The sequence below is a fragment of the Rodentibacter genomosp. 1 genome, from assembly GCF_001999285.1.
GTDB lineage: Bacteria > Pseudomonadota > Gammaproteobacteria > Enterobacterales > Pasteurellaceae > Rodentibacter.
The window spans coordinates 1-20,261 of the sequence record NZ_MLHN01000010.1 but is presented as its reverse complement, the minus strand read 5'-3'; the positions used below and the strand labels follow the sequence as shown (position 1 = coordinate 20,261).

Genomic DNA, 20,261 nt, shown 5'->3' with positions numbered 1-20,261 from the left:
ACTCTTTCAACCTATCGTCCGCGATCCTCGAGATTCATCGCTTTTCTAGTGGCAAGGGACAATATAACGATGATTGAAATAAAAATCAACAATGAAAAAGAAGTGGTAGAACTGTTAGAACGGGTGGCAGAAGGCATTCGTTATAATGTGCCGCTAATGCGCACGATTGCCGGTACCATGCAAAGTGCGGTCGAGCAGAATTTTGAGGCAGGCGGTCGCCCGAAATGGTTGGGGGTGAAAAGCCGTCCCGGTGGTTCGCCGTTGATTGATAGCGGTGCATTGCGTAATAGTATTCATGCGAGTTGGGATAATGATGAAGCACAAGTTGGCACAAATTTAGTCTATGCCACTATTCATCATTTTGGCGGTAAAACCAAACCACACAAAATCAAACCGGTCACCAAAAAAGCCTTGGCATTTGGCGGTATTGTGCGTAAGTCGGTGAATCACCCCGGAAGTCAAATTCAGGCTCGTCCGTTCCTTGTTTTAACCCCACAAGATGAGGAAGATATTTTAGATGATGTACAACGCTATTTTCAAAGCCTGATGAAATAAATTGAAAAATCGCCCTCAATCGCACACAGGGCGATTTTCTTTTTTATGGGTATCATTTTTCGGGTTTAAATTTTTAAAACAATTTAAAGCGGTTTTAAAACGTTTTAAAATGGGTTTAAGTTATTTTTTATAATAGCTTGTTTAAAATCTCAATGGGGCTTAAACCTACCTCTCAAACATTTTGAAATTGTGAGGGTGTGCTGAAGTCCCTCCTCTCTTTTCATTTTATCCTTTCCGTTATTCTGTTATCCGCTATCAAAGAACGAGGATAACAAACGATGAATATTAAGCCGATTGCATTAAGTTTCGAGCTAGATAAAAAAACAAATGGGCGTATTCAGTTGTTCCCCTTTGGTCGTTTTTATTCGCAAGATGGACGCACCGAAGGTGCAGGAGGTTGGTATGTAGATGACAGTAACGGCTATGCTTTGGCTGAACAAATTAATCAGTTAAAGATTAAGCTGATGATTGACTACGAACATCAAACACTCTTTATCGAAACAAACGGCAAACCCAATCCTGCCGCAGGGTGGATGGAAAAGGCGGAATATATTTCCGGCGAAGGGATTTTTGTCGATGTCGATTGGACAAAAAAAGCCCATCAACAAATTCAAGACGGGGAATATCGTTACATTTCACCGATGTTCTTTAGTGCTAAAGACGGCAAAGTCACAAAGGTGCTAAATGCCGCCCTCACCAATCGTCCGGCTTGTCACGATTTGGCAGAAGCGATTGCCTTTTCATCCCAATTTCATCAACAGCAAAAAAAGGATAATTCTATGTTGGAGTTATTACGTCAATTATTCGGTACGCCACAAGCAACCGAAGACGAAATGAAACAAAAACTGACCGCACTTTCTGCAGCAAAAGGCGATAGCCTGGTGGCATTAAGTGATGTGTATGAAAAGTTAAAAGAAAAAGACAACGAAGTCGTAGCATTAAGTGCAAAAGTGGGGGCAGAACCTGACCCGACTAAATATGTGCCATTGTCTATGATGAAAGACGTGCAAGACAAATTAGCTGCATTAACTGCACAAGTACAACACGACAAGGTGGAAGATTTAATTCAAACCGCACTTTCGGACGGACGTTTATTGCCGTCACAAAAAGATTGGGCAGAAAAGTTAGGTAAAGCGGATGTGACGGCATTATCCGATTATCTCACCATTGCGACACCTAATCAGGCTTTAGGCGGTGAAAGTCAAGCGAAAGAAGATCCGAATCAGAAAGTGGTGGCGTTAAGTGCAGCAGAGCAAGCGGCGGCACGTGCGCTCGGTATGACCGAAGCGGAATTTATGAAAGAGCATAAGGAGCAAAAATAATGAGCTTTAAAAAATCCGAGGTTTTAAGGGCGATTGAAAGCCAGTTTAAAAAAGAATTTGTGGCGGGTTTGGCGTTAATTAAACCACAATGGGATATGGTGGCGATGAAAATTTCATCTAACACTAAAGTCAATACCTACGGCTTTTTAGGGCAATTCCCGAAAATGCAGGAATGGGTGGGAAAACGTCAGCGTAAAGCAATGCAAGCTCAAGGTACCAGCATTGAAAATAAATTGTTTGAAAGCACGGTGGGCGTGCCTCGTGTGGATATTGAAGATGACCAAGTGGGCTTATTCCGCCCGATGGTGCAACAAGCGGCACAAAGTGCGGCAGAATTGCCGGATGATTTGGTATTTGGTTTGTTAAAAGAAGGGAAAACAACCCTTTGTTATGATGGGCAAAACTACTTTGACACCGACCATCCTGTCTATGAAAATGTGGACGGCACGGGCAATAGTAAACAACAAAGCAATATTACCACCGGCTCTAAAGCCGATGCGCCAACCTTTTATATTTTTGACACCACGAATGCGGTTAAGCCATTAATTTGGCAAGAACGTACCGCCCCGGAAATTGAGACCAAATTTGATCCGTCAAAATCCGATACGGTCTTCAATGAAGATATTTATGAATGGGGTGTGCGTGCCCGTGGTGCGGCAGGTTTTGGTTTTTGGCAGTTGGCTCACTGTGTCGAGCAAACCGAACTAACTGCGGAGAACATTATGGCGGTAATTGCTCAAATGCAATCCTTAAAAGGTGATGGCGGTAAATTACTAAACATTCGTCCGAATGTGATTTTAGTGCCGCCTGCTCTTGAGTTTAAAGCCCGTCAGATTTGTGAGGGTGAGATGATTGACGGTACGACCAATATCTTAAAAGGTCGTTTGAAAGTGTTGGTTTCACCACAAATCATTTAAACATAACGACATCGGGCGGGATTCCGCCCTTTAGGAGTAAATATGGCTAGACAAAACCAAAAAAATAAAACAGGTGAGGTGAAAGCCGTCGATTCGGTAAAGGATGAGACGTTGCAAAATAAGGAAGAATCCGACCGCACTTTAACGGATGAAACCTCTCACAAAGAGGCAGAATCGGATGAAGTGGCAGAACCGGCTGAAGAAAACGATACTGCACCGCCAAAACCTGAAGGGCATGTTATTGAGCCTGTCGCCTATGCGGTGAAATTGCGTGCGATTCATCCTCAAGCCAGTTACGGACGTGCCGGTTTCCGTTTTACGAAGACAGAAGAAACCGTAATTCAGGTGACGGAAATTGAACCTGATGACGTGATTTTATTGGCAGAGGATCCTTGGCTGGAACTCGTGCCGATTTGTGAGGAATAAAACGTGAATTACGCCAGTGTGACAGACTTTGTGTTACGAGTCGGTGAGGTACAAACCATTGAATTGACTGACCGTGATTTAGAAGGCACAGTGAATGAAAGCGTGTTGAATATTGCGTTGTCCGATAGTGCCAGTCAAATTGATGGTTATCTTGCAGCGCGTTATACCTTGCCCCTTGCAAGTGTGCCACAAAATCTTGTGCGACTTTGTTGTGATTTAGCGCGTTATCGTTTAGCCAGCATGTCCGGTGTGGCCATTACCGATGAGATTATTGAACGCTATAAATTAAGTCTGAAAGAGCTGCAGGATATTAGTGCAGGCAAAGTTTCTCTCGGTTTGCCATTGGCAGACGAAGGGGCGGACAGTCAAGACAATGGCGTGATTTTTACGAATCCGAAAAACAGGATTTTTAGCCGTGATAACACAAATTGAGCAAGCCTTGGTTGAGCGTTTACAGCGGGGATTGGGACGCTTAGTCAATACGGTAAAAAGCTACGGGGGTGAACTGGACGATGAAAGTCTTAGCACCTCGCGTTTACCCATTTGTTTAGTCACCTTTGGCGGGTCACATATTGAACGAATGGGGACGAATGCTAAGCGACATCAATCTACGGCGAATTTTGTGATTATCGTTGCCGTCAATTCCTTGCGAAGTAACCTCGCCGCCCGTCAAGGGGGCGTGGATAAGCGTGAGGTGGGCGTTAATCAGTTAATTACCGCAGTGCGCCGTTTGCTGGATTCGCAAACTTTAGGGCGATTAGTGAAGCCGTTAAAGCCAACCAAGGTGCGGACGATTTTCAACAATGCCACCTTTAAAGGGGGCGCGATTACGGCTTATGCCATTGAATATGATGCGGTGTATGACGATTTAGCCCCACTTGAAGACGGCTTATTTCCGGAAGAAACCCGTGATGTTGAAAATCCTGATTATGTATTTACCCGTTATCAAGGGGAACATTCAGAACCCGCCCTGATGTTAGAACGCATTGGTGGCAATATTTATGATCCGACAAATGGCGCAAGTGTGTCGTTTGAAGTGGAGACAAAAGAATGAAAAAACATTATTTAACTGCAATTTTATGTGCTGCTGTTGCAATCTCTGCAAATACGGCGGTTGTCCCTATTGCAGCAACCACTGCCGCTACAACCGCCGGAATAGCAGCCAATAACAATGCTCGGAAGCAGGCTGAAACAAGAAAACACACTGAACAGCAAGCGCAAGTAGTGACGCAGATTGCACAACAAGGAGGATTAACTGTTGAGGCAGGTAGCGGACACGTGATTATCCGTTGTGTATGGGTAAAAGGCGGACTCTGTCAAAAGAGAGTACTCAATGATGGTTGGTTTCCGCGCTACAAAGATGTATCGGTAAGCCCGGAAGAATTTGCCAAGGCACAGGGGTACAACAAAGTACATCGCATCACGTTGCTCCCCTTTTATGACAATACTTGGTTAGCCCTTGATGTGAGCAAGGAGTAAAAATGAAAGTTAAAGCAAAAACCGGCATTAAAGTGCCGATGGAAAATCAACCCTATGTCTATATTGAACAGGCGGTCGTTGAAGTTGAGCCGACGGTGTATTACCAACGTCGCATTCAGGATGGTGATTTAATTGTGGTGAGTGAATCTCGCCCACGTAAACAGGAGAGAAACAATGGCTGAAACTAATATTGAATTTGACAATATCCCGTCTAGTATTCGTCAGCCGGGTGTTTATACGGAATATAACTCGCGCAATGCCGTGAGCACATTACCTACTAACGAGCAAAATGTGTTGATTGTTGCACCGATGCAAGGAGGAAATATCGCCTTTAGTCAACCCGTCCCTATTTATTCGGATTTAGACGCAAAAAATGCCTTTGGTGCCGGGTCTTGGGTGCATTTAATGGCACGTGTCGCTATTCAAAACAATGCGATGATTCGTTTGACGGCAATCGGTTTGAAGGATAATGCAGCCGGGGTTGCTGCAACCGGTTCTATCTCATTAAGCGGTACGGCAACCTCTGCCGGTGTGCTAAAAGTGATGATTAGTGGTGTGGATTATTCCGTAGCGATTGCGAAAGCAGAAACGGCAGCCAATATTGCAACGCGTTTGAATGCGGTGATAAATGCCGGGGAATATTGCCCGGTAACGGCTGTGGTGAACATAGGAACAGTCAATCTGACGGCAAAATGCAAAGGGGAAATCGGTAATGAAATTGAGGTCAGTGCAGAAATAACCGCCTCTGATATGAATGTGAATGTGACGACCCTTGCTAATGGGGCAAAAAATGCGGATTTATCCGCCGCCCTTGCAAGCGTTGCAGGGGAACATTATCACGTGATTATTTCGCCGTTTGCCGATGACAAAAATGCCAAAGCCTTGCGCGAGCATTTGGAATCGGTGGCAAGCCCAATGGAGAAAAAGCCGGGGGTGGGCGTATTAGGTTGGCGTGGGTCAATGGCAAGCGGGACAACTTATACCGGAAAAATTAACCACGAACGTGTGACGGTAGGTTGGTATAAGGGCGCGGTAGAGTCTAATGCGTTAATTGCCGCCGGTTACGGTGCGATTATTGCAGGCGAAGAAGACCCGGCAAAACCGCTCAATACCCTTGAAGTTAAGGGTTTAACCCCGGTGGATGCGACCGAAACACCATTAAAAACCGAGGTAAATCAGGCATTGTTTCACGGTTTAACGCCGATTATGGTTGTTAATAACCGGGTGCAAATTGTACGGGCGATTACCACTTACACAAAATCTCCTGCGAATGTGGATGATCCGGCTTGGTTGGACTTAACCACTATCCGAACACTTGATTTTACGCGCAAAGCGATTGAGCAGCGCATTGCATTGCGTTTCCCTCGTGCGAAGTTATCAAAGCGTACCCCACCAAGAGTGCGGTCAGAAATTCTAGATGTGCTTTATCGCTTAGAAAGCCAAGAGATTTTAGAAAACGTGGACGCGAATAAAGACAAATTGATAGTGGTGCGTGATGATCAAGACCCGAATCGTTTAGATACGGCGATTCCGGCTGATGTAGTAAATGGCTTGCACGTAGTGGCAAACCGTATTGATTTAATTTTATAGGGGGCTTAGATGGCTGAAAAATATGCAGGCTCTGCCGTGTTGGAAGTGGACGGCGTAGAAGTCGAAATTACCAAAATAAGCGTGAAAAAGCTTACCGGGCGCAAATTGGTGAAAACTATGAACTCCGAAGGGCGTGCGCGTGGTTTTGCCAAAGGTATTGCGACGTGGGAAATTTCGCTTACTGCGGCAATGCCGATAGACGGCTCGGAAATTGATTGGGCTGAGATTAATGACGCCAAAATCACCATTTATCCGCTTAATCAGGATGATAAGCGCACCTCTTACCTTGAGTGTTTTACCGTGGAAACGGGCGAAGAATACACGGTGGATAATGAAGCGGTGATTGATATCCAGATGAATGCACTTAAAGAGGTGAAAGAATAATGCGTTTATTGTTAGGTATCCCTTACCTAGGCAACCGTTATTTTGATGTGGAGGTGCGTTTGCTCACCTTGGGCGGTGAATGTGCCGCCCTTGATACTGTTGCGGAGCTGGGTTTGGCGGAGAAAGAGACCTTAAACACCGCCGAGCGTATGTTGGTTGATTTGGCATATTTGTGCGAGCAAATTGAGGTGAAAGGCATTGCCAAAGCCAAGATTACACCTGAATTTTTGCTTGATAACCTTGCCACGGACGATTATACCTTAATTAACGAAGCCATTGCGGAGTTACGAAAAAAGCATATCGACGCTGGGGAAAGCCTGCACAATCCGGAAACCGAATAAAAAAACGCTATGGCGTGTTTGAAGCGGAGCGTAATTACCGAAGTGCGGTAGTTTTGTTGGCTAAATTGGGTTTTACCGCCCACGATGTTAGGGCTATGTGTCATGCGGAAGTTGCCGCATGGGTAGCTAGTTGGCAGAAGTCGCAAGGAATTAAAGCGCAAGCGGAACAAGGCGACACGGTGCATTACAACCTTATGCGTCGTAAAACTAAGGGGGCATAAGCCCCCTTTTTTGTGGATTTAAAACAAGTTTAAAAAGGGTTTAAACATGGCTCAAATGACATTGGCGTTGGCATTAAAGGCACAGGATTATGCCAGCCGTGTAATTAATCAAATGCGCGGCAACGTGAGTAAAGTGGCAGATGAACAACAACGTCATGCCCAACGCACTGCGCAAGTTACTCAAAAAAGTTATCAAAGTGTGCAAGACGCCATGCGCATGCGCGAACGATTAGGAATCCGTAGCGAGAATGCGATTCAAGCGGAAATTGCACAAACCATTGCCAGTTATCACAAACTTAAAGCCAGTGGTGTGCTTTCAGCGCAAGCCCTTGCCCGTGAAGCGGAAGCGACCAAACGCAAAATTGCGTCATTAAATGCAGAGATGGGCAAAACCACTACGGGACAACGCTTAGGCAATATTGGACGCAGCATAGCAAGTATCGGAGCGGGTGCTATGGCTGGTGCGATGGTGATGGCACAACCGATGAAAAAGGAAATGGATTACGACCGCCGATTGGCAATGGTATCCAATACCGCCTTTTCGGATCGTGATGTTGCAGGACGTATCGCAGGCAAAAAACAACTGAACGAAGCGGTGAAAAGTGCGGTTGAAACTGGTGGCGGTACAAAAGAAGAAGCACTTGGCGCATTAGATACTATGCTTGCCTCCGGTACTGTGAAAGCTGATACCGCTATGAAACTTTTGCCTACGTTGCAAAAAGCTGCCGTAGCGACCGGAGCAGATACCAATGATTTGGCAAAAATCGCAATATCCTCTATGCAACAGTTCGGAATCAGCGAAGATCAAATTGGTTCTGTATTAGATAAAGCGGTGGCGGCAGGACAAGCCGGTAACTTTGAGTTATCTGATATGGCGCGTTGGTTGCCACAACAAATGGCTGCGGCTAAATCTGCCGGACTTTCGGGGATGGAGGGTTTTGAGGCATTACTGGTTGCCAACCAACAAGCACGTGTGACTGCCGGAACGAGTGACGAGGCGGGAAATAATCTCGTTAATTTACTTGCAAAAATTACTTCAAAAGAAACGAATGAACGGTTCGCAAAGCTAGAAATTAAAGGTAAGGACGGTAAAACCCACGGCATTGATTTTATTAAATCCATGGAGAATGAGAAAAAACAGGGCAAAAACTCCATTGAAGCCTTTAGTTCAATTATGGATATGGTAGTAGGTGAAGATGATCGTTACAAAGAATTAAAAGCCAAGCTCAAAACCGCAAAAAAAGACGAACAGCAAGCCTTATTGGAGCAAATGACAAACTTGGTGGAAGGTACGGCGATTGGGCAAATTATTTCCGACCGGCAAGCTCTAATGGCGTTGCTTGGGATTCGCAACAACGTACAACTTGGCAAAGAGGTGAAGGAAGAAGTTGGCAATGCACAAGGCGCAGTAGATAAATCCCATGCGGTTGTACAAGATACTAATAGCGCAAAAGTAGAAAACGCGAAAAACGCCTTAGAGTTTGCACAAATGGAAAGCATGAAAGGCTTTAACAATGCGTTGGGAGAGGCGGCGACTAAAATCGCCGAGTATGCCAAAACCTACCCGGATTTAACGGCAACCTTGACCACTGCCGGAACTGTGATCACCGCATTAAGTACGGCGGCGATTGCAGCGAGCGGCGCATTGGCATTATTAGGGATGAAACGTGGTGGATTTGGGCTTGGTGATGTAGCGGATATTGCCGGTGATTTGAGTAAAGGCGGGAAAAGCAAAGGCATTAGTCGGAAAGGTACGAGCGGTTTAAGAGGTAAACCTGCTTTAGGAAACCTCGCCAAAAATTTTATTTCAACCGGTGCCACCGTTGCAACCGGTTTGATGATTGCGGCAGAACAACGAACCACAGAAGAAGCAAAAGCTGAAGAAAAAGCCGAAAAGAAAACCGCACAAGAAAAAGCCTTAGAAAATCAATTTTACGCCAAAGCCTATGGCGGTGATAAAAAACCAACCTCTCAATACAATCCGCCTACCACGGATTATAACAAAAGCTCTGTATGGGGAACGGCATCACGTGCCGGTGAAGTGGCGGAACTTGCACGCAAAGAGGAAATTGCCGCATTGCGTGTTGAGCGTGGTACTTTAACGCAAGCAGAATACAACGAGCGAACCCGCCAAAGTGCAGTCAAAATTGCGGAAATTCGCAATCAAGGGCAAGGTTATTCCGGTTTGCGCGTAGCTGCTGATGATACCGATTCTGCGCTTTCGCGCACGCTCGGCAATCTTTCGGGCTTGGCAAACTATCAGGCAGATTTTCAACATTTTGGAAAAACTATTAGTGATGGGCTTAAAACTGCCATTGAGAGCCAAAACTTCATTATTCAAAATGAAATTAAAGTGGATTTGGATGGGCGCATTGTGGCGGAGCAAACGTCGCAATATCAATATCAAGACTTGAAAAGGGGGTAACTAATGGCAGGTTGGACTATGCCGGTGCAGCATGCGAGTTTTCGTGGTGCGCGTTTTGATGTGCTTTCGGTAGATGATGATTTATATCGCGCCACTATTGAGCACGCCTACCCTTTTGTAAATGGCGCAGACGTGGAAGATTTGGGGTTAAATCCTTTAACGGTGCGTATGCAAGCGGTGTTTTATGGTGCAGGCTATTACACGGACTTTAAAAAGTTTTTAAGCGTGCTGCAAAAATCAGGGGCAGCGACTTTAGTGCATCCAATTCGCGGGCGGTTGCAAAATATGATTTGCTCCGGTGCAAGTTTTCACCACGAAGCGGATATGATTGATTATGTGGCGTTGGATTTAACCTTTATTGAATCCACACCCGCCAAACCGATTTTTGTGTTTAATTATTCCCTGTTGGCAAAAATTGATGCTTTACTGTCCGAACTGGAAGATTTTATTGATGATGTGATGGCGTTGTATGGCGAGTTTATGGAGATTGTTGCCTTTGCCGCCAATGTTAAATCACGCTTACTCAGTGTATATGGTGCGCTATTTGGCTGTTTTGAGCAAGTACGCAGTTTATTTGATTTTGACAAAACGCAGTACGGCGTCTCACCGGCGGTGACACAAGATAACTTTAAAACTAAATCCAGACGGGCGGTGCGTGATTTGGTGACCATGATTGATTCAGGCTTGCGTCAAATTGCTGCACGGAAAGATTTAACTACTCGTGCAAAATTCGATGAGGTGTTGCGCACCATTATTCGGATTAAAACTATGCCGGCAGATTTAGTGAGTGGCAAAAATATTAAATCCGCCAAAGAGCAAGCCACCTTGAAATCGTTAACCACGTCTTTTAGTAAGGAGGATACTGAATCGGTGCATTTGATGATGCAACTCGCTGCCAGTGTGGCGTTATTACGCATTGCCACAGAACTGGTGGAAGATGAGGCGTTACTGCCACAGGATATAGATTACATCACTACCAAAGTGCGGTCGCAAATTGTCGATAATTTACAGTTGTTACGCGAGCAAACCGATAAAGAACACAGTGGAGCAAATATTACAGTATTAACTACGCCCAACACCGGCTTTTATGCGGCTGCGCATAAGACGGCTGAACAATTACGCAATAAAGCGCATAAATTTACCCGGCTTGCGCTTGCCGCAATTAATCGCAAACCGCCTTTAATGGTACGCGAAGTGCCGTTTAGCGGCACGGTGCAACAGATTGCACACGCCTTTTATGGTGACTATAAACGTGCCGGAGAATTGCTTCGGCTTAATCCGCAGATCCGTTATCCGAATTATATTTCCCGTGGGGAGTGGCTGAATAGTTATGTCAAATAATTACCCTTATAAAAATGAAGTGGTCGTTGAAGTAGATGGCAAAGTCCATAACAGTTGGAAAAGCTATGATATTGATAGCGACTTTTTGATCCCTGCGGATGCCTTTCGGTTTGATTTGGGCATGCCGTCAAATAGCACGGTATTGCCGGATTTTTCGGGGAGCGAAGTGAAAGTGCGAATTAATGGTGAGTTGGTGATGACGGGCATTGTGGATACCACGCAACATTCCATTAGTAAAAATAACCGCACTTATCGCTTAAATGGGCGCGACCGTGCGTCTATTTTGGTGGATTGCTCTGCGCCTATCACTAACGTAAAAGGTTTAACTGTACTGGACGCAGTGAAAAAAATTGTTGAACCGTTAGGCATTAAACAGGTGGCATTACGGGCTGAAAATAATCCTACTTTAGACAAAGTGGATATCGATGTGGGCGAAACGGCGTGGAATGCGGCAATGCGTTGTGCCAATTCAGCCGGGTTGCACTTGTGGTTTGAACCAAGTGGCGTGTTGATTGTGGGCGGGGCGGATTATAGCACACCGCCTGTGGCAACCTTGTGTTGTATGAAAGACGGCAAGCACAATAATTTTGAACAGGCGGAGTTGACCTTTGATGTGTCGAATCGTTTTAGTGAGGTAACGTTTTTGGCTCAAAGTCACGGCAAGCAAGGGCAAGATAACAAAAACGATTTGAAATGGGTTTACAACGATCCTGAAATGACTGCCTACAAGCCAAAGACTGTTGTCGTGTCAGATGTGGATAATTTGGAGGCATTACAAAAATGGGCGAAGAAATACATTTCGGACAGTCAGTTAGAGGGCTTTACACTGACTATTATCGTGCCTGACCATAAAACCCAAGACGGGACATTGTGGCAACCGGGGCAACGGGTGCATATTATCTGCGAAGAATATGATATTGATGCCATTTTCTTTTTGATGGGGCGACGTTTTACACTAAGTCGCAATAGCGGCACGCAAACGGAACTTCGCTTTAAGCAAGACGGTGTGTGGACGCCGGACGCTTACACTGCGAAAGCGGAAAAAGCGCGGAAACGTAAAGGCAAAAAGCGCAAGAAAAAACAAGGCGATTTAATGGCAACAAACGGTATAGGCGGTTGGACAAAATGAGACGATTAAGCCAAGCTATTCAACAAAAAGCGCAAGTCGCAGTGGAAGAAATCCGCCAAGCATTTCGCGGAGTGCTGCACTTGGTGAAAAGTGCGGACAATATTCAGAAAGTGCAGGCATCAGGGCTTGCGGACGAAACACTTCAGGACGTGGAGTTAATGCAGCACTTTGGTTTCACGTCTGTACCACCTGCCGATACGCAAGCCGTGATTTTACCGATTGGCGGGCAAACCAGTCATGGTATTGTCATTGCGACCGAAAATGGCTCTTTTAGGGTGAAAAATCTACAAGGCGGTGAAGTGGCGGTTTATGATGAAAGCGGCTCCAGTATTGTGTTAAAAAAGGGGCGGTTGATTGAAATTGATTGTGACGTGTTAAAGATTAAAGCCGCAACAAAAGTGGCGATTTCAAGCCCTCTAGTCGAAACCGATCAAGTATTCACCGCACAAGGGCAAATCAACGGCAACGGTGGTATGGCAGTGCAAGGCGGCAATGGTGCAAGTTTTGCCGGTAATGTCAATCAAAGTGGTGGTGACTTTACAACAGACGGTGATGTGACAGCTAGTGGTAAATCCCTTGTTAATCATACTCACCGCGGTGATAGCGGCGGTAAAACCGGCAAACCTGAATAATTTTATCTAATAGGAGATGCTGAAGCCCTGCATCTCCTTTCTTCCTTCTCTTTTCTTTATTCTGTCACTATGGACAGAGAGATCAGCCCGCTTACCGGGGACTATACCAATAAACCAATCAGTACGCTTACCAATGCCGCGTATATCAGATTAACCACACCTTTAGGCTCTTGGTGGGCAGATGGGCGTGTAGGCTCTCTGCTCCATCTCATTCCAAAAGAAAAAGATTTGTCACGGGTGGGATTGATTGCCCAGCAATACGCTGAAGAAGCCTTGCAACCGCTCATTGATGATGGACGTGCAGAAGAAATTACTGTCAACCATACCCAGCCTCATAATGGCAAAGTGATTCTTGATATATCTATTCGTGATAATCGGGGCGATATTTATCATTTTAAACACCCCGTAAACTTGATTTAAATGGGGTTTAAATAATGTTTATTGTGCCGAGTTTAGAAGACATCCGCCAAGCCATTTTGCGTGATGTGCAATCCCTTGAGCCGCAAGCCGATATTAGCGTAGATAGCGATTATTATGCCCGTGCAAGTAGTCTTTCGGCTGTCGCTGAAGGTCTTTATGCGCATCAAAAATGGATAATCAAACAATTCTTTCCAGATACCGCAGACACGGCATTTCTTGAAAAACACGCAGGTCTACGTGGGATTCGCCGCAGAAATGCGACTTACGCAAGCGGACGTGCGGCAACCATCATCGGTCAGCCTGATGCGGTGATTAAAGCCGGGTTACAAATCAAAACGGAAGATAACCGCTTTTATGAAACCACCGAAAGTGCGGTGATTTCTGCCACAGGTTCGGTTGTGGTATCGGTGCGTAGCCTTGCCACGGGAGCAACTCAAAATATTAACCGCACAACGCCGGCTAGTTTTATGGCCGCTCCCGTGGGAGTTCAAACGGATTTGACGTTAAATGAGGTGATTGGGGCAACAGATGCCGAAAGCGATTCATCTTTGCTTGAACGTTTGCTTGAGATTATTCGCCGACCGCCTGCCGGTGGAAATCGTTATGATTACCGAACTTGGGCATTGTCTGTTGATGGCGTGGATGCCGCTTATGTTTATCCCTTGCGCCGAGGCTTAGGCACGGTAGATATTGCCATTACGTCTAATAATAACGTACCTAGTGATGAAACGGTACGCCGTTGCCAAGCCTATATTGATGATGTTCGCCCGGTCACGGCAAGAGAAAGCAAAGTAGTGAAACCCGATGTCACGAAGGTCAATTTTACGATAAAAGTGAAAATCAGTGGGGTGACGCTTACCGAAATTCGGACGGCTATTCAGACTGCGCTTTCCGATTACTTTAACACGCTTATCCCCGGTGACGATTTAATCGTGTCGCAATGCGAAGCCGTGGTAAACAATCTTATCGGTGTGGTTGACCGTAAATTTACCGCCCCGACAACGAACCGTAAGGCAGATGTTATCAATAAAATTGAGTGGTTTCGGTTAGGGACGGTGACAGTAACGGAGATGGAATAATGCAAATTGAGCATAAAAACGTGCTTTCACAGCTCTATCCGCCGGTTTCTTATAACGTCAATGGTGAACGTTTTTTAGCACAATGTGAAGTGGATGGAAACGCATTTGACCGTCTGCAACAAAGTGCGGTTGAAATGTTGGGCGTGATTGAGCCTGCAACATCAAATTCAATGCTTGCAGATTGGGAACGGTTATGCGGCATTAAAACGGATTTTTCTAAAAGCTATCAAGAGCGGGTTAAACGGGTCATCATTCAGCTTAACGCCGTGGGCGGTTTGTCTATCCCTTATTTTACACGTATTGCGGAAAGTATTGGTTATCGGATTGAAATTAAGGAGTTTTCTCCGTTAAAAAATGATTTACCTAACCCCGGTGATATTGTTCAGTTCCGCAATGAGCCGAATGAAAATCTTATTTTTATGTGGCGGGTGGATGTGTTAAACGGTGATGACAATATCGTGTATTTTCGTGCCGGTCAGTCCTTTGCCGGTAATCATTTAGTGGAGTTTGGTGATCCGATTATTGAGGAATTTTTCAAGGATTTAAAACCGGCTCACACTTATTGCTATTTTGCTTATAGAGATAATTAAAATGAAAACTTTATTACCTGAAATTAATTCTGCCGACAAGCGTTTTCATAATGGCAATCCGGCAACCGGCGAACAGGGCACTCGTGTTACAGATACATGGCTGAATGATGTGCAAGACAGAGTGCGTGACGTACAAGCGGAAGCCCATTATGTGCTGCAACGAGCCGGATTTAAGCCAAAAGCTGAAACACAAACACAGTTATATCAAGCGATTTTGAAGATTATTGAGGATAATCGCCTTTCTGCCGGTATTAGCCAAAAAGGTGAAGTGCAGCTGACCAATAATTACAATGGTGAGAGTGAAGTCTTGGGGTTGACTCAAAAAGCCGGGAAAGCTTTAAAAGCCTTGATTGACAGCCTCACCCGAAACCTTGCGAACTACATCCCCAACAGCAAAAAATCCAATGCGGTGGACAGTGCAAGTAGCGATACGGTGGCGACTTCCGCTGCGGTAAAAGCCGTCAATGATAAAGTCACGCCACTGAATTTTTACAAAGTCAATGTAAAAGCCGGTGGTGTAGCGGTGACCTTTGATTTATCAATAAAAGCACACTGGATTGCGGAGATAGGCAGTGTTTACAAGGGGACGGGGTATTATCAGTTGGGTCTTCATAACAATGCAATAAGTACAATCACAAATTTACCGCTTAATGACAAAAGCCCTGTGCAATTAGACATTGCTGTCATGGGGGCTTATTCCCTTATCCACTGTCATTATATTTATCTCAACCGCACCTTTACAGCAAGGGCCGATTGGAATCGGGACACCTTCCCTCTGTCGTGGTATGAAGAGGTTAAATTGAATGCGGAGGGAAAAGTCCCCCGTGATACCGTCTTTGCCCGTAGTCTCGAAAGTAATTATCGTGTCGTTATCCGTCGTAACGAGGCACGCTTTACGCCGTATATGCACATGATAGATCAATCTGTCGATATGGCGGCAGATAGTGTCCAACAAAAAGGCATCGCAGAAATCATCTCCCGAGCGGGAGAGGGCGACAGTGTACCTAAGTCAATGCTCAAGACGATATTACTTGCAGACAAAAATATCACTTTTGAAATTGGCGCTTGGAATTCGGCACAACAATATAAGTATTTTTTAAAAGGATTTACGGCTACCAATAATGTTGTCATCGGTAGCGGAACCGATAACACACGTGATTTGCTCCAAGTCAGCGGCACCATCAAAGCCACTGCACCGGCAGACAATGCCAACAACGACCAAGTACCCAACACCTTTTGGGTACGCCGTTTTGTAAGTAATACAGTCAATGCGGCGAAAGAGTGGGTGAAATCCCATTGGGAGAATAAGTTATTGACCCATGAAGATTTAAATAATATCACCACGCCGGGCGCATACGGGCAAAATGGTAACAGCAATGCAACCCCGGAACGACATTATCCGGAACCTATCGCGGGGAGTTTGTTGGTCACAAAATCTGCTTATGGGGTGCAACAAGAATATACCCTGTATCAGCACAACCGCCACCGAAAATATGTGCGTAACAAAACACAAAACGGTTGGACAGCATGGCAACGGGTAGATGGCTTGGATAACGTCAACAAAAGTGGCGATACGATGACGGGGAAACTCATCATTGAAGATGAGGCTGATGGGCATCATGGCAATGCCGGCATTGCCCTGATTAATAAAGGTAGCCGTATTGGTACCGCAGTGCATTATGATGCTTGTTTCCAAGCCAATAAAATTAACAAAGGTGGAATCCACATTAATGCAACAGCAAATGGTGGGGCAACAGCAAGTATTTTAGTGACACCGGATGGCGACAAAAATCAAGACCGTCGCATTACGGGTTTTAGAGTCAATCAAGATGGAACACTTTGGAGCCACTATTATGGCTTGTTGCATGAGTTTTTCATCAAACGCACCGATTTTATCCGCACCTACTACCCTCAACATTACGCAGGGGCAGAAGTGTATAAAATCCGCCATTTGGGGTTGATGATTACGATTATGCAAACCACTTTTGCTAACCGTGAACTTATTTTGCCGGAATCTTATGACGGCTTTGGAGTGGTCTTTGCCGTTGATAGGGGCAACGGTGGTGTTGGTGTTGCTAGAGGACAATTTTTAGGCGGAAACCGAATCAATATCGGTGGTAGAGGCGATACACACTGTAATGTATTAGTCATTGGGTTTAAGAATGTATAGGGAACAATCATGCTAAAACAATATCATTTAGAAACAAGTGCTTTTGATGACCCGATTTTATTAGTTGATGACAAAGGTGAACCGATTTTATCTTCACCGCCGTCAGCGACTGCTGGCAAGTTACAATACATAACATCGGGTGAGGGTTGGTTCGCAGTCGAAACCCAAGAAGAAATTAACGCTATTTCAGCCAGTATCACCGGTGGCGGTGAAGTCTGGGAAGAAAACGGCCAATTATGTTATTCGGGCAGATGTCCGTCAGATAACCACAAATGGGACAGTGACAAGAAAAAATGGCTAAAACTGACAGGGGCAGAAGTGCAGGAAAAACTGACCGCACTTTTAACCGAACAACGGGCGGCAGTACGTGAAAAAATCAACGCTAAACGGGATGAATGTGTAAACGGTGGGGCTTATGTCGCCCTTATCGACAAATGGGTAGATAGTGACGAAAAAGGTCGCGCAACATTGGTTGAAATTAAAGCCGATTTTGACTTAAACGGCAAAGACGGGCATTACACGCTGATTTGTGCGGATAATACGGCTCAACACATTGATTTTGAACAATTCAAAGCTGTTTGGGATGCCGTAAAAACGCTCAAGGAACAAATGTTTGAAAATGCCTATATGCACAAGATTTTGTTAGATCAAGCCGAAAATCCCGAGGATTATGACTGGTCTATCGGTTGGTCGACAACCTATCAACAACATTTAGCGGAGGTAAATAATGGCTAAGCTTTATTTGGCACTTTACAAAGGCAAGGCTAAAAGCCGCTTTGAACGCCTGCAAGATAAGATTATTTGCCTCTTTACCAAAGGACAATATTCCCACTGTGAAATTGCGATTGAGCGATTAGAGCAATGGGGACAATATGACTATCGCCCTGTTTATGACTGCTATTCCTCAAGCCCAAGAGACGGCGGTGTGCGTTGCAAGCGAATCAATGTAGCCGACAGCACCAAGTGGGATTTAATCCCGCTTGAAAATGTCACCGAAACCCAAATCAACGCCTATTTTAACCGCACTTTAGGGGCGAAATACGATTGGTGGGGCGTGTTGGGGATTGTGTTTGGGATTAAACAAAAACGCTCAAAATATTTTTGCTCGGAATGGTGTTTTAATGCGATTAAAAACAGTAACAATGGATGGAGGTTTAGCCCAAATGACTTAGCAATTATTTTCAAAAAGTGAAGACGGCGACACAGTGGGTGCAGCAACACCCATTGTGCCGGCTACGCAATCCACGCTTGCATATAGCCATCTGCCGCCTGCCTCGCGAGGCGTGCGGATTTTAACAAAACCATGAAAAGTGGGAAATGCTGATATGCAAAAATTAAAAGAAATCCGGTGCAAGTGCTGTAAAAAACTACTAGCACGAGCAGAAAATGTACAACGCCTAGAAATTAAATGTGTTCGTTGTAAAACATTAAACCAATTTTAACTAATTTGAGTATCGGAGCACCTTGAGTGCCGGAATGCCATAGGAGAAAACTATGGCAAAGAAAAAAATAATTGTTTGGGCTTTGTTTGATAGTGGTAACGGGTGTTATACCCAAGCGGCTAAAGCCTTCCCTCAAATGCAAATTTATCCCATTGGCATTGATATTAAGCGAAAAAATCAGCATTTTATCTCGCTTAACTTAGGTGATTATTCCCGTTTATTCGGCAATCATACCTTATTTAAAACATTAGACCGGCTACCAAAACCGGATGTCATTCTAGCTAGTCCGCCTTGTGAGAGTTGGTCACTTGCCAGCGGAATGAAAAACGGTAATGCCTGTTGGCGACAGATAAAACCTACACCAAGTCATTTTCGCATCAGAAAGCGTGCCGATTACACCAAAGCCCGATTTAATTACGACCGCTCTTTTTTAAATCGGATAAATGGTGAACTGTGTATTTATAACACCATTGAAATTATCAAGCGTTATCAACCCAAGATTTATATTATCGAAAATCCCGCTTTCGGTCGAATATGGGATTACATTGAGCATATTCTAGGCTTTGGTATCCCCTTTGATAACCTGACTTATTACAGCGACTATGGCTACATTGTGAAAAAGCCAACCAAGTTTAAAAGCAACATTTCATTGCGATTAAGCCGTCAGGGATTTCCTTCTAAAGTGACATGGGAAATGTTTAGAGGGGATTATAACGAGCGTTCTAACATCCCTCTTGCCCTATTAAAAGAAATCTATCCACAGATTATTCAATATTTACAGGACAGTACAAATGACACAAAAGAAATTATTTAAACAAGCCCCTCTCCCGTTTGTCGGTCAAAAACGGATGTTTTTGAAACATGTTGAACAAATCCTAAATGAAAATATCTCCGATGATGGAGAAGGTTGGACAATTATTGATACGTTCGGCGGCAGTGGTTTACTTAGCCATACCGCAAAATGCCTCAAACCTAAAGCGAGGGTGATTTACAATGACTTTGATGGCTATGCAGAAAGATTAGCGCATATTGATGACATCAACGCCTTGCGCGCCCAACTTTTCGACACAGTTGATAATGTTACGCCTAAAAATAAGCGAATGCCTAAGGAAGTGAAAGCAGAATGCATCAAAATCATTCAAGATTTTGAGGGCTATAAAGACTTAAATAGCCTATCAAGTTGGTTGTTGTTTAGCGGCAATCAAGTCAGCACACTGGATGAGCTATTTAGTAAAGACTTTTGGCACAGCATTCGGCAAAGTGATTATCCAAAGGCTGACGGTTATTTAGACGGCGTGGAGGTGATTAGAGAATCATTTCATACACTACTTCCTAAGTATTCAGATAATCCGAAAGCTCTGTTTGTGTTAGATCCACCGTATCTTTGCACAAAGCAAGAAAGCTATAAGCAAGCGGCTTATTTTGACTTGATTGACTTCTTGTGGTTAATACATCTGACCCGCCCACCGTATCTCTTTTTTAGCTCAACGAAAAGCGAGTTTACCCGATTTATTGATGCAATGATTGAGGATAAATGGCAAAACTGGCAGGCATTTGAAGATTATGAACGAATAACGTTACAGACAAGAACGAGCCACAACGGCAAATATGAGGACAATTTGGTTTATAAGTTTTAGTCTTTAAAATTTAAACGCCCTTTAATGATGATTTAAAGGGCGTTTTTGTTTCCTTAAAATGAGGATTTATTTTGCATAAAAGTTAGAAATTGCTTGTGCAAAATAAAATTAGATTTTATGCAAAATATTTTGCGATTTTATAACCTAAAGCAAAATCAAGA

General features: G+C 44.5%; 25 protein-coding genes. All 25 read left to right on the top strand.

All coding sequences use genetic code 11. From position 1 onward, the window contains the following. Positions 1-69: 69 nt before the first annotated feature. The 25 genes from BKK54_RS06510 to BKK54_RS06390 all read left to right on the top strand — a co-directional run bounded on the left by BKK54_RS06510 (position 70) and on the right by BKK54_RS06390 (position 20,100). The gene (locus BKK54_RS06510) at positions 70-555 is read left to right on the top strand and encodes a phage virion morphogenesis protein (RefSeq protein WP_077542314.1); all 486 of its coding nucleotides are present in this window, start codon (positions 70-72) and stop codon (positions 553-555) included. 278 nt (positions 556-833) lie between these two features. Beyond that, positions 834-1,877, top strand: a complete 1,044-nt coding sequence (locus BKK54_RS06505) for a phage protease (RefSeq protein ID WP_077542313.1) — start codon at positions 834-836, stop codon at positions 1,875-1,877. Beyond that, entirely contained in the window at positions 1,877-2,794 is a 918-nt protein-coding gene (locus BKK54_RS06500) for a Mu-like prophage major head subunit gpT family protein (RefSeq protein WP_077542312.1), read from the top strand. Before BKK54_RS06505 ends, BKK54_RS06500 begins: the two co-directional genes overlap by 1 nt. Positions 2,795-2,836: 42 nt before the next feature. Further along, a complete protein-coding gene (locus BKK54_RS06495) occupies positions 2,837-3,220 on the top strand; it encodes a hypothetical protein (RefSeq protein WP_077542311.1) in 384 nt (127 codons plus the stop codon). Positions 3,221-3,223: 3 nt separating this feature from the next. Then, a complete protein-coding gene (locus BKK54_RS06490) occupies positions 3,224-3,652 on the top strand; it encodes a gp436 family protein (protein ID WP_077542310.1) in 429 nt (142 codons plus the stop codon). Continuing rightward, positions 3,636-4,274 carry a DUF1834 family protein gene (locus BKK54_RS06485; protein WP_077542309.1) on the top strand — a complete coding sequence of 213 codons (639 nt, stop codon included), beginning with the start codon at positions 3,636-3,638 and terminating at the stop codon, positions 4,272-4,274. Before BKK54_RS06490 ends, BKK54_RS06485 begins: the two co-directional genes overlap by 17 nt. Beyond that, positions 4,271-4,699 carry a hypothetical protein gene (locus tag BKK54_RS06480; RefSeq protein WP_077542308.1) on the top strand — a complete coding sequence of 143 codons (429 nt, stop codon included), beginning with the start codon at positions 4,271-4,273 and terminating at the stop codon, positions 4,697-4,699. The genes BKK54_RS06485 and BKK54_RS06480 overlap by 4 nt, the downstream gene beginning before the upstream one ends. A 2-nt stretch (positions 4,700-4,701) precedes the next feature. Continuing rightward, the gene (locus tag BKK54_RS06475) at positions 4,702-4,881 is read left to right on the top strand and encodes a DUF2635 domain-containing protein (protein ID WP_077542307.1); all 180 of its coding nucleotides are present in this window, start codon (positions 4,702-4,704) and stop codon (positions 4,879-4,881) included. Beyond that, positions 4,874-6,289 carry a phage tail sheath subtilisin-like domain-containing protein gene (locus BKK54_RS06470; protein WP_077542306.1) on the top strand — a complete coding sequence of 472 codons (1,416 nt, stop codon included), beginning with the start codon at positions 4,874-4,876 and terminating at the stop codon, positions 6,287-6,289. The genes BKK54_RS06475 and BKK54_RS06470 overlap by 8 nt, the downstream gene beginning before the upstream one ends. A 9-nt stretch (positions 6,290-6,298) precedes the next feature. Then, positions 6,299-6,673 (top strand): phage tail protein, encoded by a 375-nt coding sequence (locus tag BKK54_RS06465; RefSeq protein WP_077542305.1) that lies wholly within the window; start codon positions 6,299-6,301, stop codon positions 6,671-6,673. Beyond that, positions 6,673-7,014 (top strand): hypothetical protein, encoded by a 342-nt coding sequence (locus BKK54_RS06460; RefSeq protein WP_077542304.1) that lies wholly within the window; start codon positions 6,673-6,675, stop codon positions 7,012-7,014. The genes BKK54_RS06465 and BKK54_RS06460 overlap by 1 nt, the downstream gene beginning before the upstream one ends. 56 nt (positions 7,015-7,070) lie before the next feature. After that, positions 7,071-7,235: a hypothetical protein gene (locus tag BKK54_RS06455; RefSeq protein WP_244153117.1), complete on the top strand. Its 165-nt coding sequence runs from the start codon at positions 7,071-7,073 to the stop codon at positions 7,233-7,235. Positions 7,236-7,281: 46 nt separating this feature from the next. Next, entirely contained in the window at positions 7,282-9,660 is a 2,379-nt protein-coding gene (locus BKK54_RS06450; RefSeq protein WP_077542302.1) for a phage tail tape measure protein, read from the top strand. A gap of 3 nt (positions 9,661-9,663) precedes the next feature. After that, the gene (locus BKK54_RS06445) at positions 9,664-11,001 is read left to right on the top strand and encodes a DNA circularization protein (protein WP_077542301.1); all 1,338 of its coding nucleotides are present in this window, start codon (positions 9,664-9,666) and stop codon (positions 10,999-11,001) included. Next, positions 10,991-12,130 (top strand): phage baseplate assembly protein, encoded by a 1,140-nt coding sequence (locus tag BKK54_RS06440; protein ID WP_077542300.1) that lies wholly within the window; start codon positions 10,991-10,993, stop codon positions 12,128-12,130. The genes BKK54_RS06445 and BKK54_RS06440 overlap by 11 nt, the downstream gene beginning before the upstream one ends. Further along, a complete protein-coding gene (locus BKK54_RS06435) occupies positions 12,127-12,762 on the top strand; it encodes a phage baseplate assembly protein V (protein ID WP_077542299.1) in 636 nt (211 codons plus the stop codon). The genes BKK54_RS06440 and BKK54_RS06435 overlap by 4 nt, the downstream gene beginning before the upstream one ends. A 69-nt stretch (positions 12,763-12,831) precedes the next feature. Continuing rightward, entirely contained in the window at positions 12,832-13,182 is a 351-nt protein-coding gene (locus tag BKK54_RS06430) for a phage GP46 family protein (protein WP_077542298.1), read from the top strand. A 14-nt stretch (positions 13,183-13,196) separates the two neighbouring features. Next, positions 13,197-14,261 carry a baseplate J/gp47 family protein gene (locus tag BKK54_RS06425; protein WP_077542297.1) on the top strand — a complete coding sequence of 355 codons (1,065 nt, stop codon included), beginning with the start codon at positions 13,197-13,199 and terminating at the stop codon, positions 14,259-14,261. Then, complete coding sequence (locus BKK54_RS06420) at positions 14,261-14,851, top strand: YmfQ family protein (protein WP_077542296.1); 591 nt, start codon at positions 14,261-14,263, stop codon at positions 14,849-14,851. The genes BKK54_RS06425 and BKK54_RS06420 overlap by 1 nt, the downstream gene beginning before the upstream one ends. A gap of 1 nt (position 14,852) precedes the next feature. Beyond that, positions 14,853-17,021: a tail fiber protein gene (locus BKK54_RS11920; protein ID WP_077542295.1), complete on the top strand. Its 2,169-nt coding sequence runs from the start codon at positions 14,853-14,855 to the stop codon at positions 17,019-17,021. Between the two features lie 9 nt (positions 17,022-17,030). Beyond that, positions 17,031-17,756, top strand: a complete 726-nt coding sequence (locus tag BKK54_RS06410) for a DUF4376 domain-containing protein (protein WP_077542294.1) — start codon at positions 17,031-17,033, stop codon at positions 17,754-17,756. Then, on the top strand, positions 17,749-18,213 hold the full coding sequence (locus tag BKK54_RS06405) for an enoyl-CoA hydratase (RefSeq protein WP_077542293.1): 465 nt from the start codon (positions 17,749-17,751) through the stop codon (positions 18,211-18,213). The genes BKK54_RS06410 and BKK54_RS06405 overlap by 8 nt, the downstream gene beginning before the upstream one ends. A 133-nt stretch (positions 18,214-18,346) precedes the next feature. Then, entirely contained in the window at positions 18,347-18,463 is a 117-nt protein-coding gene (locus BKK54_RS12265) for a Com family DNA-binding transcriptional regulator (protein WP_077542292.1), read from the top strand. 52 nt (positions 18,464-18,515) lie between these two features. Continuing rightward, positions 18,516-19,277, top strand: a complete 762-nt coding sequence (locus tag BKK54_RS06395) for a DNA methyltransferase (protein WP_208605816.1) — start codon at positions 18,516-18,518, stop codon at positions 19,275-19,277. After that, positions 19,255-20,100: a hypothetical protein gene (locus BKK54_RS06390; RefSeq protein ID WP_077542291.1), complete on the top strand. Its 846-nt coding sequence runs from the start codon at positions 19,255-19,257 to the stop codon at positions 20,098-20,100. The genes BKK54_RS06395 and BKK54_RS06390 overlap by 23 nt, the downstream gene beginning before the upstream one ends. Positions 20,101-20,261: the final 161 nt, after the last annotated feature.